12 protein-coding genes are annotated in these 15,410 nt (G+C 67.5%); 4 read left to right on the top strand and 8 right to left on the bottom strand.

Annotation, left to right across the window (positions count from 1 at the left end; genetic code table 11):
• Positions 1-176 precede the first annotated feature (176 nt).
• Complete coding sequence (nucS, locus tag Uis4E_RS05700) at positions 177-1,013, top strand: endonuclease NucS (RefSeq protein ID WP_101622248.1); 837 nt, start codon at positions 177-179, stop codon at positions 1,011-1,013.
• Between the two features lie 152 nt (positions 1,014-1,165).
• On the opposite strand, the gene Uis4E_RS05695 is transcribed toward nucS, so the two are convergent.
• Complete coding sequence (locus Uis4E_RS05695) at positions 1,166-2,152, bottom strand: FKBP-type peptidyl-prolyl cis-trans isomerase (protein ID WP_101622247.1); 987 nt, start codon at positions 2,150-2,152, stop codon at positions 1,166-1,168.
• Between the two features lie 82 nt (positions 2,153-2,234).
• Here Uis4E_RS05695 and Uis4E_RS05690 point away from each other — a divergent pair, with 82 nt between their 5' ends.
• The 3 genes from Uis4E_RS05690 (at position 2,235) to Uis4E_RS05680 (ending at position 5,517) form a co-directional block, all read left to right on the top strand.
• Positions 2,235-3,422 (top strand): hypothetical protein, encoded by a 1,188-nt coding sequence (locus Uis4E_RS05690; RefSeq protein ID WP_243394366.1) that lies wholly within the window; start codon positions 2,235-2,237, stop codon positions 3,420-3,422.
• Positions 3,419-4,438 carry a DUF8094 domain-containing protein gene (locus tag Uis4E_RS05685; protein ID WP_101622246.1) on the top strand — a complete coding sequence of 340 codons (1,020 nt, stop codon included), beginning with the start codon at positions 3,419-3,421 and terminating at the stop codon, positions 4,436-4,438. Before Uis4E_RS05690 ends, Uis4E_RS05685 begins: the two co-directional genes overlap by 4 nt.
• Positions 4,439-4,536: 98 nt before the next feature.
• The gene (locus tag Uis4E_RS05680; protein WP_101622245.1) at positions 4,537-5,517 is read left to right on the top strand and encodes a co-chaperone YbbN; all 981 of its coding nucleotides are present in this window, start codon (positions 4,537-4,539) and stop codon (positions 5,515-5,517) included.
• A 1-nt stretch (position 5,518) separates the two neighbouring features.
• Here the strand turns inward: Uis4E_RS05680 and Uis4E_RS05675 are convergent, their stop codons facing one another.
• The 7 genes from Uis4E_RS05675 to Uis4E_RS05645 all read right to left on the bottom strand — a co-directional run bounded on the left by Uis4E_RS05675 (position 5,519) and on the right by Uis4E_RS05645 (position 14,411).
• Positions 5,519-6,145 carry a CYTH domain-containing protein gene (locus tag Uis4E_RS05675; RefSeq protein ID WP_101622244.1) on the bottom strand — a complete coding sequence of 209 codons (627 nt, stop codon included), beginning with the start codon at positions 6,143-6,145 and terminating at the stop codon, positions 5,519-5,521.
• A 330-nt stretch (positions 6,146-6,475) separates the two neighbouring features.
• On the bottom strand, positions 6,476-7,072 hold the full coding sequence (locus tag Uis4E_RS05670; RefSeq protein WP_243394372.1) for a hypothetical protein: 597 nt from the start codon (positions 7,070-7,072) through the stop codon (positions 6,476-6,478).
• A gap of 142 nt (positions 7,073-7,214) precedes the next feature.
• Positions 7,215-8,399, bottom strand: a complete 1,185-nt coding sequence (locus tag Uis4E_RS05665) for an NUDIX hydrolase (RefSeq protein WP_423734918.1) — start codon at positions 8,397-8,399, stop codon at positions 7,215-7,217.
• Positions 8,400-8,673: 274 nt separating this feature from the next.
• On the bottom strand, positions 8,674-10,911 hold the full coding sequence (locus Uis4E_RS05660; RefSeq protein WP_101622241.1) for an RNA degradosome polyphosphate kinase: 2,238 nt from the start codon (positions 10,909-10,911) through the stop codon (positions 8,674-8,676).
• A 145-nt stretch (positions 10,912-11,056) separates the two neighbouring features.
• The gene (locus Uis4E_RS05655; RefSeq protein ID WP_101622240.1) at positions 11,057-12,400 is read right to left on the bottom strand and encodes a hypothetical protein; all 1,344 of its coding nucleotides are present in this window, start codon (positions 12,398-12,400) and stop codon (positions 11,057-11,059) included.
• On the bottom strand, positions 12,397-13,491 hold the full coding sequence (locus Uis4E_RS05650; RefSeq protein WP_165784865.1) for a TadA family conjugal transfer-associated ATPase: 1,095 nt from the start codon (positions 13,489-13,491) through the stop codon (positions 12,397-12,399). Before Uis4E_RS05650 ends, Uis4E_RS05655 begins: the two co-directional genes overlap by 4 nt.
• 11 nt (positions 13,492-13,502) lie before the next feature.
• Positions 13,503-14,411: a CpaE-like family protein gene (locus tag Uis4E_RS05645; protein ID WP_243394364.1), complete on the bottom strand. Its 909-nt coding sequence runs from the start codon at positions 14,409-14,411 to the stop codon at positions 13,503-13,505.
• Positions 14,412-15,410 lie beyond the last annotated feature (999 nt).

Raw genomic sequence — 15,410 nt, 5'->3', positions numbered from 1 at the left:
GGGAATGATTGCGCTGAGAATCGGTGAGTGCAAGGATTCCCGGGTGAAGCCCCACAGTTCCGGGTTTTCTTGCGCCGATGGGGAGCACCGGCTAGGAATCGGGATACGACGGATGCGACGGGGATGCGATGTGACGGGAGTGACGGAGTGGGGAGGATGCGGTACAGTGAGCCGTTATGCGCATTCTTGTGGCCGATTGCTCGGCGGAATACTCCGGACGACTCAACGCATCTCTGCCGTTCGCCAGGCGCGTCCTGCTCATCAAGGCGGACAACAGCCTGCTGATCTTCTCCGAACTCGGCTCGTACAAGCCGTTGAACTGGATGAGCGCCCCCTGCACGATCCGTGAGATCGTCCCGAAGACAGGGGAGACGGATGCGAAGGAAAGCGACGTTGACGAATTCGTTACGGGAACGGGCGGGGTCACGGCATCCGAGATGACGGGCGGTGACATCGCGGGGGATGACGGCGATACTGCGGGGAGAGCCGACGATACCGCGGGCGAAGAGCACGACGGACCCGTGCCGCAGAAGGTGCTGCGCGTCACGGCCGACAAGTCGTCGGACATTCTGGAAGTCACGCTGTACCACGTGTATTCGGACGAAAGCTACGATCTGGGCGTCGACCCCGGTCTCGTCAAGGACGGCGTCGAAGACCACCTGCAGCAGTATCTCGCCGAACAGATCCACCGCATCGGCGAAGGCGCGAAACTCGTGCGCCGCGAATACCCGACCGCCATCGGTCCGGTCGACATCATGGCGTTGAACGCGGACGGCGAGCACGTCGCCATCGAAATCAAACGCCACGGCGGCATCGACGGCGTCGAACAGCTCACCCGCTACTGCGAACTGCTGAACCGCGACCCGCTGCTCGCCCCCGTGCACGGCATCTTCGCCGCGCAGACCATCACCCCGCAGGCACGCGTCCTCGCCGAGGACCGCGGCTTCCGCTGCCTGATCCTCGACTACGAGGAGATGAAGGGAACCGAGGACGACTCGCTACGACTGTTCTGACCATGCCGTGATGGCGTGTCGGCGGCGTTGCTCCCCGGTCGACGTGCCTTCGCACGCCTTCCTTCGGTGCGCATTATGGCCGCGCGCGTCACGAAGCGGCCACAATGCGAAGCCCCCTCTGTGAGGGGGCTTCGTGACTTGTTATCCGCCGATCAGTAGGCGCCGAGGATGTCGATGACGAAGACGAGGGTCGAATTCGCCGGGATCGAACCCTGGGCGGTCGAACCGTACGCCTTGTCCGGCGGGATGATGAGCAGCACCTGCGAGCCGACGGTCTGGCCGCGCAGGCCCTCCTGCCAGCCGGTGATCACCTGATGCTGGCCGTTCGTCGAATCGCTGTACAGGTCCGCGTCGAGCGTCGTGTTCTTCGTCCACGAGGAGTCGAACTGCGTGCCGTCGGTCAGCCAGCCCGTGTACTTGACCACGGCGGTGTTGTTCTCAGTAAGCTCCTTGCCCTTGCCCTTGACGAGCGTCTGCACGATGAGCTGGTCCGTCGACCCCTGACCGTTCATGTCGATGGACGGCTTGCCGTTCTTCGCACGCGTCACCTTCGGCAGGTTCGCGGGCACGTCGGTCACGACGTCGCCGGTGGCCTTGGTCAGGTCCTTGGAGCGGGAGACGAGCGTGTAGGCGAGCAGGTAGGACGTGCCGGAGCTGTTCGAGTCGTTGACGCCGAACACGATCGTCGAGTTGAGCTTCAGACCCACCATCTTCGTGTACGGCGGAATCTGCTTGAGGTTCGAGTCGGACAGCTGGATCGAGCAGTCGGGCGTGTTCTTCTCCCACGAGCTCATCAGCTCGGAGCCGTCCTTCGCGTTGACCGCGATGCCCTGGGCGCACACGCGGTCGCCCTTCTCGATGGTTTCGCCGTTGCCCTGCTGCACGACCGCATACGTGTTGTTCTGCACGGTCATCGGCGTCTTGAACTTGAGGGTCGGCTTCGAGCCGAGGTCGCCGGTCGCGGTCACGCCCGCGATCTGGTCCATCTTCGTCGACGAGGAGCTGGAGGAATCGGAGGACTTCGAGGAGTCCTTCGCGTCGGAGTTCGAGCCGCCGCATGCGGCGAGCGTCGCGCACATGGCCAGCGAGCAGACGGCGGCCAGTGCGGTGCGGATAACGGAATGGGAAGTGTTGCGCATGGGCACCACCCTAGCCGCCAACCGCGATTTTGCCGCCGCTCCCACCGGGCTTTCAGGCCCGGATTGTAGAATGGTGGTCATTATGAGTGTTGAGGAATCCAAGAACGAAAGCGAGCGCGCGGACGGTGCCGGCGGCAACGGCGGCCGTAGCCCGCGCGACCGTCGCCGCGCCACAATCATGCGCGGTGTCGTCACGCCGCTCGTCGGCCTGCTGGCCGTCGCGGCGATCGTCGTCGGCGTGCTGAACGCCACGATCTGGCAGCCGAGCCGCATCATCACCGCCGATGCGAAGGTGAACGGCTCGCGCTACCTCGTCACCGACCCGAACGTGTTGGGGCTGGTCGACAGCACCGTGGAGATGAACGTGGACGCGGGCGGCAGTGGTGACGTGTGCATCGCCGTCACGTCGTCGAAGGATGCGTCCGGCTGGCTGTCCGGTTCGTCGTACACGCGGCTGACCGGACTGTCCGACTGGTCGACGCTGTCGACGCAGAAGGCGTCCGGCGGCCAGGACGAGGGCGCTTCTGGCGCCGCCTCCGGTGATTCGTCCGACGCCGCCGGAGCGTCCGCGGATGTCGCGTTCAAGGACTCCGACATGTGGCGTTCCGTCAAATGCGGCAAGGGCGAGGTCGCGATGAAGGCGACGTCGCGCACGTCGACCGACGTCGCGATCGTCGACCTCGGCGAGAAGAGCGGCGCCGCCGACGTGTCGTTCACGTGGACGCGCCAGACGCTGCCCGACTATGCGACGCCGTTGTACTTCGTCGGCGGACTGCTCGTCGTGCTCGCCGTGTTCACCGCCACCGTCTTCGCGATGCCGCCGCACAAGCGTCGCAAGCGCCACGTCGAAAGCGCTCCGGTCGAACCCGAGGAGGAGGTGTCGTTCGGCGCCGCCGTCGCCGGCAGCTTCGGCATCAGCCCGAGCTACGAGCCGAAGTCGAAGCGCGGTGGGCGCGGTCGTCGCCGTCGCCACGCCGTCGGCACGGATACGGGCACGATGGAGCCGATCAAGGTGGAGTCGCCGGTCGTCGTCGACCCGTCGTCGCGCAATCTCGTCGCCGACGCCGCGGGCGCGACTGGCGCCGCCGGCGCGGCCGTCGCGCCGGAACCGGCCGCGACACCGCAGACGAACGTCAACGACGAGGCGACGTCCGTGATCTCACCGGACGAACTGCAGGCGTATTTCGCGCGTCTCGCGCAGGAGGTCGGCGACGGCGACACGACCGCCGTCGACGGAACCACGAACGATACGAACGAGGAGGACCGATGACACGTAGGGGAACCATCGCCGCGAAACTTACGGCGCTCGTCCTGTCCGCCGGCATGCTCGTCTCCCTCGCCGCGTGCGAAGGCCAGGTGCCGAAGACCTCGACCGCGGAATCCGCGGACCGCACGCCCGACCTGACCGTCGCGCAGGAGAAGAAGATCCGCGGACAGATCCTCGACCTGATCGACGCGGCGAACCAGTCGAAAAGCACCGACGGCCTCGACGCGCGGTTGACCGGACCGCAGCTCGAAGTGCGGGCCAGCGAGCTCGCCATCGCGCAGGCCACCGGCACGCTCGACGCGAAGGCGGCGATTCCGCGCGACATCACGCAGACCGTCATCCCCGTCGACGACGGTTGGCCGCGTACCGTGTTCACGATCACCACGACCACCGAGGACCAGCAGTCGAAGCGACTGCTCGTCATGACGCAGGATTCCGCCCGCCAGAACTACAAGCTGTGGGGCGTGGCCCGACTGTTCCAGGGTGCGAAGCTGCCGAAGTTCGAAGTGCCGAAGCTCGGCACCGAGATGGGCACCGCGAAGGATGCGAAGCTCGTCGCCACGCCGGCGGACGCGGTGGCCTGGTACGCCGACCTGCTCAACAATGGTGACTCCAGCAAGTACAAGGACAAGTTCGCCGACGACCTGTTCCGCTCCGACCTCCAGAAGCTGGACGCGACCGTGCAGCAGGGCATGGAGGCGAACAAGGGCACGCAGGAGCAGGAGTTCACCGTCGCCAAGGACCAGCTGAAGATCATGCGGTCCACGGATGGCGGCGACCTGGTCGTCGCGCGCATCGACTCCACATGGACGCGGCAGGCGGGCGAGGGACGCGAATCGCTTCCCGCCTCCGACGCCGAGAAGGCGCTGTTCGGCGACGGCAAGGCCACGAGCACGATGAAGGTCACCTACGTGAACGTGATCGCCATGTACATCCCGCCGGCCGGATCCACCGGCGCCGCCGCGAAGATCACCGCCGTCGGCGCCGAACGCCAGCCGGTCAAGGTCGAAGCGCTGTAGGGAACGCTGTAGGCGAATCGGGGATGCCGTCACTAAGATGAGTGACGGCATCTTTTGTATGTTGGAATGACGTTGCACAATCACATTGGAGGCGTGGCATGGCCGATCAGCCGAAGTTCAATCCCGGGGTCTCGCTGGCGGGGGCCGTCGATCTCGAGGCGCTCGCGCATCAGGTGAAGGCCGAGCCCGGACAGGCGGGCGGCGCGCCCGCGGCCGGCGGCTACGTGATCGACACGACCGAAGGTACGTTCCAGGCGATGGTGCAGACCTCCGCCACGTTCCCGATCCTGCTGCTCCTGTGGATTCCCACCGACGACCGTCTCTTCCCGATGGCGCGTGCGCTCGCCGACGCGGTGAACGCGATGAACGGCCAGATCCAGCTCTCCCGCATCGACATCAACGAGAACCCGTCGATCGCCCAGGCGCTGCAGGTGCAGGGCGCGCCCGCCCTGTTCGCCCTGATCGGCGGCCGTCCGATGCCGCTGCTGCAGGGCCTGCCCTCCGACGACGAGCTCACCCAGATTAAGGAGCAGGTGCTGCCGAAGATCGTCGCGATGGCGCAGCAGGCCGGTGTGACCGGCACCGCGCCGTACTCGGGCGATCCGTCCTCGGACGGCGCGGGAGCCGCCGGCACGGACGGTGCCGGCGCCGCGGCGGCCGCCGTCGTGCCGCCGGAGCATCAGGAGGCGCATCAGCTGGCGCAGGCCGGCGACTATGCGGGCGCCGCCGCCGCATACGGCAGGGTGCTTGAATCCGATCCGAACGATGCGCTCGCCGCGCGCGAACGCGCCAAGGCGCTGCTGCTCGCCCGTTCGGCCGACGCCGACGTGCGCGAGGTGCGCGCAGCCGCGGCGGCCGCGCCGGATGACGTGGAGGCGCAGCTCGCCGTCGCCGACATCGACATGATCGGCGGACAGATCCAGGATGCGTTCGACCGTCTGCTCGACTTCGTGGCCGCCGGTCACAAGGCCGACATCGAGCCGGTGCGCAAGCGTCTGCTCGAATACTTCGCGATTCCCGAGCCGACCGACGCGCGCCTCAAGGCCGCCCGCCGTCGCCTCGCCACGCTCATGTACTGATTCACTCCATCTTGTTCTTGCCGAAGAACTGTTGGAATTGGGGGCCGGTGGCGGCGAGTTCGCGTTCGAAATCGTCCTTCCACTCGCCGAACGGCCGGCCCGCCAGACCATCGTTGTTGAACCGCGGCTGGTCGGTGATCTCGGTGACGCAGAATTTCGGGATCGTGAGGTTCGTGACCGGGGTGGCGCGTTCCGCTTCGGCGACGATGAGCGGCGCGTTCGCCCCGCCGAACACGTCCACGCTCCAGCCGTCCTCCGCGATCCAAACGGAGTAGCGGTTCTTGATGATCGGCTTGCCTCCGCGGCGCACCAGTTCGACGGCGATGCGCGTATCGATCTCCCGTTCCGCCTCGTAGCGCGTGCCGCCCACGGACGGGCCCTTAACGGTGACGTAGGCGCGCGTGAAATCGTCGCAATGCTCTTCGAGCACCTCGCGCGGGTCGAGATCGGGCGTCATGTCGAGCGCCACGCGCCGTGTCTTCAACCGCACGCGCAACGCGTAATTGTCCTCGTAGACGAAATAGCTTTGCACGATGAGGGCGGGCGTATCGCCGTCATCGTATTCGGGTGGCAACTCCCTGCAGAAGAACCTCCGCTCGAACTCGAATTCGTTCACAGTCTCGGACATAACCCCAGTGTAGCTTTTACCGGCCTGGTTGCGGGCTTGCAATCGCCCGAATATGGCCGCGAGGCCTCATGTGCGTGGGCGTCGTGCGATGGCCGATTTCGCGTTCGCGGCGTGGCACGGGGACGGAGACGGTTATACTGTTATCCGCGTCGGGCCGTGCTTAAGCCCCGGGCTCCATTTTTTGCCGCCGCGAGCGGCCCTTGCGCCGACAGGCGCTTTCACGGTTCGGCGCTTTTTCTTTGCTCTTATCCGGGTCTGTCCGGGTTCTTTTCGATGTCGCCGCTGTTCCGCGCCGGAGTCTCCGACGTCTTCCGACCGTTCGCGGTTGCGTTATTCCAGTTTGCCGCGACGCCAGAGGTTCGCGGCGTGGTGGAAGTCCTTGGCGGTGACGAACAGGTTCGCGGCCGTGTGCATGAGCCGCGCCGCCTTGTCGGCGTTCGATTTGGCGCCCAGCGTGGCGGCCTGTTCGGCGAGATGCTTCGCCTCGATGCGCAATCCCAACGCCACCACGTCGGTGAACGCGGCCGCGCGTTCCATCGCCACGGCGAAATCGCCGGTGAACGCGCCGGACAGGATCGAATCGGCGAGACGCGCGATGTCGTCCTCGGTGGGCGCCTGATCGACACCGGCGATCGCGGAGGCGGACGTTGCGACCGGCTCGCCGACGCGCCACAGCCGCGCGATCGCGTCGCGGTGCGTGCGCATCCACGTGCGCAGCATGTAGAGGCGCCACAGCACGCCGGGCAGCGTGTCCGCCGGCGAGGAGCTCCACAGTTCGGCGATGTCGTCCACGCCTTCGCGTTCGACGACGGTGAGCACGCGCGCGACGACCGCCGGATCCTCGCTGTGGCGCACGCGGTCGAGCAGGGCGGAGGCGGAGGAGTGGGCGATCTCGTTGACGACGCCCGGATCGTTGCCGCCCGCCATCTGCTCGAGCAGGGCGGGGGCGAGCTGGCCGGGACGCGACGGGCGCGGCGCGGAGCCGGGCGTGGGCACGAAGCCGGAGCGGGAGGCGAGCACGGAGCCGTTGCCCGTGTTGCCGGTTCCTGCGGCGGCGTGGTTGACGGATCTAGTAGACAAGCGGATTGACCTTCTGGATATCGATGATGCGGGGGCCCTTCGGCGTGGCGACGGCGAACAGCGCGAGCGCGCTGCCGGTGGGCATGTAGGGCGACTTGGCGATCAGACGCTTCGCGAGCGAATCGGAGACGCACAGGGCGCGCAGATGGTCGAATATACCACCGATCACCGGCCGGTGCATGCAGATCGCGGCCGGGCTGCGATGCTTGAGCGCGTATTCGATCTCCGATGCGAAGCACTCCCATGCGGCCTGCGGGTCCGCGGCGAACGCGTCCTCGGTGAGCGGGTCGAGCTTGACCATGTCGCGTCCGGTCTGCCAGGAGAACGTCTCCAGCGTCTCCATGCAGCGGATCCACGGGGAGGTGGCGAGGCGCACCGGGTTGAAGCAGGCGAGCTCGTGGCTCAGGGCGAACGCGGCGGCGGCTCCGCGCGGCGTGATCGGACGATTCGCGTCCGTGCCCTTCCAGGATTTGCGGGCCTCGGCCTTGCCGTGGCGCACGAGGATGACCGGCACCGCGTCGGCCGCGCCCTCCTGGAGGCGGTCGATGAACAGGGCGAGAATCTCCTTGTCCGTGGAATGGGTGAGCTTCTTGCGCGCCTTGTCCGGGGTGAGCCAGATCACGTCGTCGATCTCGCCCACGTCGGCGCGGTGCACGGGGCCGAGCGCGGCGGTGCGCTTGAGCTTGTCGACGGGGGAGATGGCGGTGGCCATCCAGAAGCGGATGTGCTTCGTGTTCACGTTGGGCGCGTAGTTCTTCGTGTGGCGCTGTTTGCTGCCCTCTTCGGACTGCGGGTATTCGATGTCGCCGAGGTACGGGCCGAGCGCGACGGGCAGGCCGGTCTCTTCGCCGATCTCGCGCACGGCGGCGTGCATATGCGATTCGTTCGGGTCGACCTTGCCTTTCGGCCAGCTCCAGTCGTCGTATTTCGGGCGGTGCACGAGACAGACTTCGATGTCGTCGAACCGCGGGGTGCCGAAGACGGCGGTTGCGGGTGACGCTGCGGTGCCCGTGGCGATGCCTGCGGCGGCCGCGGTCGTTGCGGTTGGTGCGGATGCCGCGGCGTCGGTTGCGGCCGCGGTCGTGATCACGGAGGAGCCTTCGTCGGCGCGTCGTCGCGCAACGTCGTCAGGGAGCCGGCGACGTCGGTAGAGGATGCCTCCTGCCGCTTCCACGATCTTGCTCATTTTCTTGTTCACCCTTCGATTGTACGCAGGGTTGCGTGCGGGGGCTCGCGTAGGTCTCTACGTAGTTTTTCCGCTGCAACGACGAAGGCCGACCCGTTGCGGGTCGGCCTTCGCTTGCGTTAACGTTCACAAATTCCGGGTTCCATCATACGCCGTTTCAAGGCGATCCACCGCGCCGGTGGCCAAAGGTTCCACCGACGCGACCGGCATGCGAACGCCGGGCGGCAAGCCCCGCGTAGGGGCCCGCCACCTCGGTGCATCGTCAGCTGTGGTTGCCGCGGCGACGCGTGTGCTTGCGGATCAGGTACTCCTGGCAGTCCACCAGCGGGCGCCCCTCCTCGTCCTTCGCGTGACGCTCGTAGGAGCCATCCGGCAGCATATGCCAGCTGGAGGTGGAATCGGCCATCTGCAGGTCGATGTAGTCCAGCAGCTCCTGAATCTGCTCGGGCGCGGTGATGCGCACCAGCGCCTCGACACGACGGTCGAGGTTGCGGTGCATCAGATCGGCGGAACCGATCCACACCTCCGGGCCGGACAGCGGGCCTTCGCCGATCTGCGGGCCGTCCGCGTTGCAGAACGCGTAGATGCGGCTGTGTTCGAGGAAGCGGCCGAGGATCGAACGCACGCGGATGTTCTCGGACAGGCCGGGCACGCCGGGCTTGAGCGAGCAGATGCCGCGCTCGACGATGTCGATCTTCACGCCCGCCTGCGAGGCGCGGTACAGGGCGTCGATCGTCTTCTCATCCACCACGGAGTTGACCTTGATCTTGATCCACGCCTCCTTGCCGGCGCGGGCGGCGTCCTCCTCGCGGCGGATGCGCTGGATCAGGCCGGTGCGGATGGTGCGAGGCGCGACGAGCAGACGATGGAAGCTCGACTTCGGCGCGTAACCGGACAGCTGGTTGAACAGGCGGGTGAGATCCTGGCCGACCACCGGGTCGCAGGTGAGCAGACCCAGATCGGTGTAGATGCGGGCCGTCTTCGGGTTGTAGTTGCCGGTGCCCACATGGCAGTAGCGACGCAGGCCGTCGGCCTCCTGACGCACCACCTCGATGAGCTTGCAGTGGGTCTTGAGCCCCACGATGCCGTACACGACATGCACGCCGGCGCGCTCCAGCTTGCGCGCCCACGCGATGTTCGCGTCCTCGTCGAAGCGGGCCTTGATCTCGACCAGCGCCAGCACCTGCTTGCCGGCGTGCGCCGCGTCGATCAGCGCGTCGATGATCGGCGAGTTGGAGCTGGTGCGGTAGAGCGTCTGCTTGATGGCCAGAACCTTAGGATCCGCAGCAGCCTGCGCCAGAAACGCCTGGACGGACGTGGAGAACGAGTCGTAGGGGTGGTGCAGCAGGATGTCGCGCTCGCGGATCGCGGCGAAGATGTCCTGCGCGCGGCTCGACTCGACCTCGGCGATCTGACGGTTCGTGGTCGGGATGAACGGGCGGTTCTTGAGATCCGGACGGTCGATGCCGCCGAGCTCGAACAGCACGGTCATGTCGAGCGGGGCCGGCAGACGGTACACCTCCTCCGGCGTGACGCCGAGCTGGTCGGCGAGCAGCTGGGAGAGGAACGGGCTGGTCTGGTCGGAAATCTCGAGGCGGATCGGCGGTCCGAAGCGACGGCGGAGCAGCTCCTTCTCCATCGCGTTGAGCAGGTTCTCGGCGTCGTCCTCTTCGACGTCGATGTCCTCGTTGCGGGTGACGCGGAAGGAGCGGGCCTCCTTGATAATCATGCCCGGGAACAGGGATTCCAGGTGGGCGATGATGAGGTTCTCCATCGTGATGAACCCGTAGCGCTCCTCCTTGGACTCCTCGTCGGTCATGTCGTCGACCGGCACGAGACGGTTGAGGTTGCCCGGGATCTTCACGCGCGCGAAGTGGGACTTGCCGGAGGCCGGGTTCTCGACGATCACGGCGAGGTTGATGGAGCCGCCGGAGATGTACGGGAACGGGTGGGCCGGGTCCACGGCGAGCGGGGTGAGCACGGGGAACACCTGCTGGCGGTAGTAGCGCGACAGGCGCTCCTGCTCGGCGGTGGTGAGCTTGTCCCAGCTGAGCAGCACGATGTGCTGTTCGGCGAGGGCCGGGAACAGCTCGTCGATCACGTAGTGGGCGTGCTCGTTCTGCAGCGCGTGCGCCTGCTCGCTGATCGAGCGCAGCAGCTGGCGCGGGCTCAGACCGGCGGCGGAGGGCACGGCGATGCCGGAGTCGATGCGGCGCTTGAGGCCGGCCACACGGACCATGAAGAACTCGTCGAGGTTGTTGGCGAAGATCGCCGCGAAGCTGGTGCGCTCCAGCAGCGGCTGGTCCTTGTCTTCGGCGAGTTCGAGGACGCGCTTGTTGAACTTGAGCCAGCTCAGCTCGCGGTCGAAGAAGCGGTCGGTCGGCAGCGGGGCCTCGCCTTCAAGGGTCTCGCGCCGATCGTTCTTGTCGGTTTCGGCGATGTGCTCTGCGATTTGGCTTCGCAGGATCGCTTTCGATGGTGCGTCAAAAATCTGTGCCATGTTTGTCATCCTATGCCTTGAAACGGTTGGCTTGCGGGTATACGCGCCAAAGTTCAACGCGAGTTCACATTTTGGGCGTGGCCCGGTGGGCGGGCGGCGGTGCTGTGAGCGGTAACGCGCGGCCGCGCGGCCGGCGGGCGCGCGTTCACATCGCGAACGAGACGATCGCCGGCAGCACGCCGATGAGCACGAACGCGGGCAGGAAGCACAATCCGGTGGGCGCGAGCAGACGCACCGAAAGACCGGCGGCCGCCTGCTCGATGGCCGCCGTCTCGTCGCGTCCGTACCGCTCGATGGCGAGCTCCAGCCGCGCCGTCGGCGAGACGCCGTGCGCCCACGCCGCGCCGAGACAGTCGCGGATCGATTCGAGCGCTGCGTCACCCGCGTCGGCGCCGCCCCACGCCTCATGCCAGGTCGCGCCGCGCGTAAGCGCATGACCGGCTGATTGCAGGTGTGCGGGCAGTTCCTGCGTAGGTCGTTCTTCCCGGAATCCGGTGGACGGGGATCTCCGGAATCCGGCGGACGGTACATGCCGGATCGGGGAACCCACTCCGGCATGCGGGTCCCACCGTATCCGCCCGTCACGGTTCTCCCCGTCGAGCGCCTCTCCCACGGCGATCAACGCCCCGGGAATGGACGCGCCCTGCCTGAGCGAGGCGTGGAGCATGGCGAGCGTGATCGGCAGGTCGGCGTCCCGTGATCCGCCCGCGTCCCCGCCGCCCGCGCCGTCGAACGTCGCCAACAGCCTGCGCGTCCACACCAGACCCGCCGCATACCACAATCCGCCCAATCCCAGGCACAGCAGCCCCTGTGGCTCCTCGAACAGGAACGCGACCGGCCTCGCCCCCAGCAGCTCGCCGAGCGCCACAGTCACGGCCGGCAGCGCGGAAAGCAGCCGTATCGTCGCCTTCGGCATCGCGAACGTCTGCCGTTTCAGCTCGGCGGCCCGACGCGCCCGACGCTGGTCGTCGGCCACTGCCTCCAGACAGTGCGACAGCTCGCATCCCGTGTGCTCGCTCAATCGGCATGCGGCGGCGAGATGTCGCGCGGCCGTCGCGACATCCGCCTCGGTCTCGTCGGCTTTGGCGCGCATGCGCAGCACGTTCGCGGCGCGCGCGGCGGTCACGCGCGGCGTCGCGAACCGTACGCCGCCCTGCTCCTCGAACGCCTCGGCGGCGTCGCCCCCGCCTTTCACGCGTGCGATGACCGCGGCGATTGTCGCGTCGATGCCGATGCGCGGCGGCAGACGCGCGACGGGGGAGACCGGTGCACCGTGGCCCCGGCGGTCGGCGGACGTGCCGGCGGATGCTCTGTCACGGACGCCGCCGCGTGCGCCGTCATGTCTCGTGCCATGCGCGCCTTCCGCCCTGAAGACGCGCATGACGAGTCGTATCGCGGCGGGCCTGACGACCGGCATGATGACCGCGATGACCGCGCATGCCGCGATCGTCGCGATGAGCGGGCCGATGGTGTTCCATGTGATGCTCATGTCAGCCTCCATCGGTCTGCGAAGCGGGGCCAATGCGGCGCATACGACGGTTGCCCCGAACCCGTCCATACGGCCAACGGCAGTCCGGCCAGCACGCCGTCGCCACGCGCCATGCCGGCCGCCATCCCATCCGAGAGAACGCCGGGTGTCCCATCCGCCGCCCCGCCTGCAATGGCGTCAGGCGAGACTCCCATCAGCCCGATCTGCGCGATGTGCCGCCGCCCGCCGGCACGTTCCAGGTGGAGGACCGCGTCGAACGCGTCCCGGACGAGCATGGCCGTCGCCGCGGGGGCGAGACCGGCGAGCAGGCCGAGCGCGACCAGCCGTGACGGCACGCGCGCGACGCCGTCCGCATGCAACGTCGTCATGCCGCCATGATGGCCGGAATTGTAGGCGCGCAGCAGGTCGGCGACCTCCTCGCCGCGACATTCGCCCAACACCACGCGGTCGGGGCGCATGCGCAGCGTCGCTTTCACCAGTTCCGGCAATCCGACCGCGCCGGCGCCCTCCACGTTCGCCTCGCGCGTGATCATCGACACGTGGTCGTCGATCGGCAGCACGCCCAGCTCGCGCACCTCCTCCACGGTGACGACGCGCTCCGTAGACGCGCATTCGGCAAGCAGCGCCTTGAGCAGCGTCGTCTTGCCGGCGCCCGTGCCGCCGGTGACGAGCAGCGTGGCGCGTCGCGCGACCAGACCGCGCAGCACGGGCAGCCACGATGCCGGGAACAGCCCGCGTCGGCACAGGTCCGGCAACGTGGCGGTGGTACGGTCCGGCAGACGGATCGACAGGGAGGCGCCATATGGCACGATCGGGGCGATCACCGCATGCACGCGGATGCCGTCGCCGCTGGAGGCGTCGGCGATGGGGCGCGCGTCGTCGAGGCGACGGCCGAGCTGCGCGCACAAGCGGACCGCATAGTCGCGCACGGTCCGCGGATCCCGGAACGGTATGCGCGGACGGCGCTCGCGCATGCCGTTCCCGTCGTCCGCCCAGACGCGTCCGTCGCAGGTCACCGCCACGTCGGTGACCTGCGGGTCGCGCACGATGGCGTCGAGCGGACCGAACGCGATCGCCGTACCGTCCGTCATGCCGTTTCCGTTCATGACGGCCTCCGTTTCCCGCCCGGCGCGCGGATTCCCGCCGCGGCGAGAATCCCGTCGGCCAACGCGTCGACCACGCGGCGGTTGCGTTTCGGTACGGCGCGGATGCCCAATCCGGCGAGCATGTCCGCGCACAGCGACGGGGCGCATCGGACCGGACCGAGCACGTCTTCGCCGAGATAGGCGACGGCCTCCTCCACCGCGACCGATGAGGCGGATTGCCGTCGTGACACGCCACGCGGTTCGACGCCGACGACGATCGGAGACTCCGTGGAAGCATCCGTCGCATCGGGCCGTTCCACCCGCTTGGATCGGATGCTCGCGCCGGTTTCCGCGGCGTCGCGCAGCCGATCGAGCAGCATGGCATGCGATTTCGCGCGCGCCATGCCGAGCACGGACAAGTCCACGACCATGACCTGCCGGGCGACGGCGAACCGGGGCATGCGGGCGATGACCGCGCCTCGCCCCGCATCCACCAGCACGATGTCGTTCGCCTCGGCCAACGCGTCCGCCGCCGCCTCCAACTCCCACCATTCCGGATTCGCGCCGCGCCACGGCGTGTGGGCGAGCACGCGCATGCCCTCCCACCCGGGGGTCTCGCGGTTCAAGGCCTCGCCCTCGATATGGCCGAGCGGCGCATCGAGGTCCTGCAGGGTGAGGCCCGGCTCGTGCTCGATGCCGAGGAGCACATCGAGCCCGCCGCCGTCCAGATCCGCGTCGAGCAACGCGCAGCCGACGTCCCGGGAGGACAACGCCAACCCGGTGAGCGCCATGAGCGTGCTCGTGCCGATGCCGCCGCTGGGTGCGGAGAACACGACGAGATTGGCGGGGGCGCTGCCGCCGGGCTGAGGTCGCGACGGCGCCTCCGCGCGGGGATCCGAACGTGTGGGAGCGTACCGTCGCGGCATCGTCCGTGACCGTGCCGCACATGGAACCGCCCGCCGGGCCGCATGCGATGGCTCAAGCGGTGGGTCATGCGGCTCGGCGGTGCCGTTCACGGGTCGTGCGGGCACGGTGACGACCTGCGTTCGGGAACGCGACGGTGCGGGTGCCGGGAGTCGCGCCGGCAACGGGGGCGATGCCGGCGGCATGCGACGTGACGGGACCGGCGCCGGCACCGGTGGCGCGCCGGCCGGCGCGGGGGACAGGTGGTGTCGCGGCTTCGGGCGGTGGGCCGAGGTGGCGACACGCGCGATCGCCGGAGGAGGAGGCGCCTCCGGCGACGGGTGCATGGTCATGGTTCGCGTGCTCATGGTTCGATTGAACCGGGACGCGGCATCGGGGCACAACCTGTACGGGCAATGTGGACAGAGCCTACCGGAGTGCGGCGTGTCGGGGAAGCTCGTCCACAATTTCCGGCGAAAACGGCGAGGTTGTCCACAATCGCGGGTGATGGTTATCCACAATCAGGCGACACGCCGCCACGCTGTCCGAATCGCACACGACGGCACATGCAAACGTTCCTAAGCGCACAGGACGTGCCAATCCGGTGCGGTTCCGGTGTGCGAACGACCAATTGCGCAAAGAAACGAACAAGGCCTGCTCCCGAGTTGCACGTGCCGGCCGATGCGCCTAAATTATGAGCTACAAGGAAAACCGAACAGAGCAGAGCCCACAAAGAGTAATGGTCACGAGGACTGATACGTTGGACGGGCATTGGAAAGACTTACCGTTGCAACGATGATGTTGTGTTGAGATTCTGCTCTTAGGTTGGACTTGTCGAAAGGCCCGCTCCGGCGGGCCTTTTCGTTTGTCTGGACGGGAACGGTGACCAAACCTGGTTTGCTCGGAGCACATTCGTGCCGTATTCGCGGATCATGCGTCTTGCCATGTGGAATATCTCGATTCGATTGGTCTTATAGGGCGTTCTCAATTGAAGTGAGAATCTGACGCTGCCGCATAGCCCG

The organism is Bifidobacterium parmae (genome assembly GCF_002860365.1).
In the GTDB taxonomy this organism is placed as follows: Bacteria; Actinomycetota; Actinomycetes; order Actinomycetales; family Bifidobacteriaceae; genus Bifidobacterium; species Bifidobacterium parmae.
This window is presented reverse-complemented; position numbering and strand designations above follow the sequence as displayed.

What these genes read in the sequence shown, in the direction of transcription:
- nucS (WP_101622248.1), top strand. Translation starts at nt 177, where the DNA reads ATGCGCATTCTTGTGGCCGATTGCTCGGCGGAATACTCCGGACGACTC.
- Uis4E_RS05695 (WP_101622247.1), bottom strand. Translation starts at nt 2,152, where the DNA reads ATGCGCAACACTTCCCATTCCGTTATCCGCACCGCACTGGCCGCCGTC.
- Uis4E_RS05690 (WP_243394366.1), top strand. Translation starts at nt 2,235, where the DNA reads ATGAGTGTTGAGGAATCCAAGAACGAAAGCGAGCGCGCGGACGGTGCC.
- Uis4E_RS05685 (WP_101622246.1), top strand. Translation starts at nt 3,419, where the DNA reads ATGACACGTAGGGGAACCATCGCCGCGAAACTTACGGCGCTCGTCCTG.
- Uis4E_RS05680 (WP_101622245.1), top strand. Translation starts at nt 4,537, where the DNA reads ATGGCCGATCAGCCGAAGTTCAATCCCGGGGTCTCGCTGGCGGGGGCC.
- Uis4E_RS05675 (WP_101622244.1), bottom strand. Translation starts at nt 6,145, where the DNA reads ATGTCCGAGACTGTGAACGAATTCGAGTTCGAGCGGAGGTTCTTCTGC.
- Uis4E_RS05670 (WP_243394372.1), bottom strand. Translation starts at nt 7,072, where the DNA reads ATGGCGGGCGGCAACGATCCGGGCGTCGTCAACGAGATCGCCCACTCC.
- Uis4E_RS05660 (WP_101622241.1), bottom strand. Translation starts at nt 10,911, where the DNA reads ATGGCACAGATTTTTGACGCACCATCGAAAGCGATCCTGCGAAGCCAA.
- Uis4E_RS05655 (WP_101622240.1), bottom strand. Translation starts at nt 12,400, where the DNA reads ATGAGCATCACATGGAACACCATCGGCCCGCTCATCGCGACGATCGCG.
- Uis4E_RS05650 (WP_165784865.1), bottom strand. Translation starts at nt 13,491, where the DNA reads ATGACGGACGGTACGGCGATCGCGTTCGGTCCGCTCGACGCCATCGTG.
- Uis4E_RS05645 (WP_243394364.1), bottom strand. Translation starts at nt 14,411, where the DNA reads ATGCCGCGACGGTACGCTCCCACACGTTCGGATCCCCGCGCGGAGGCG.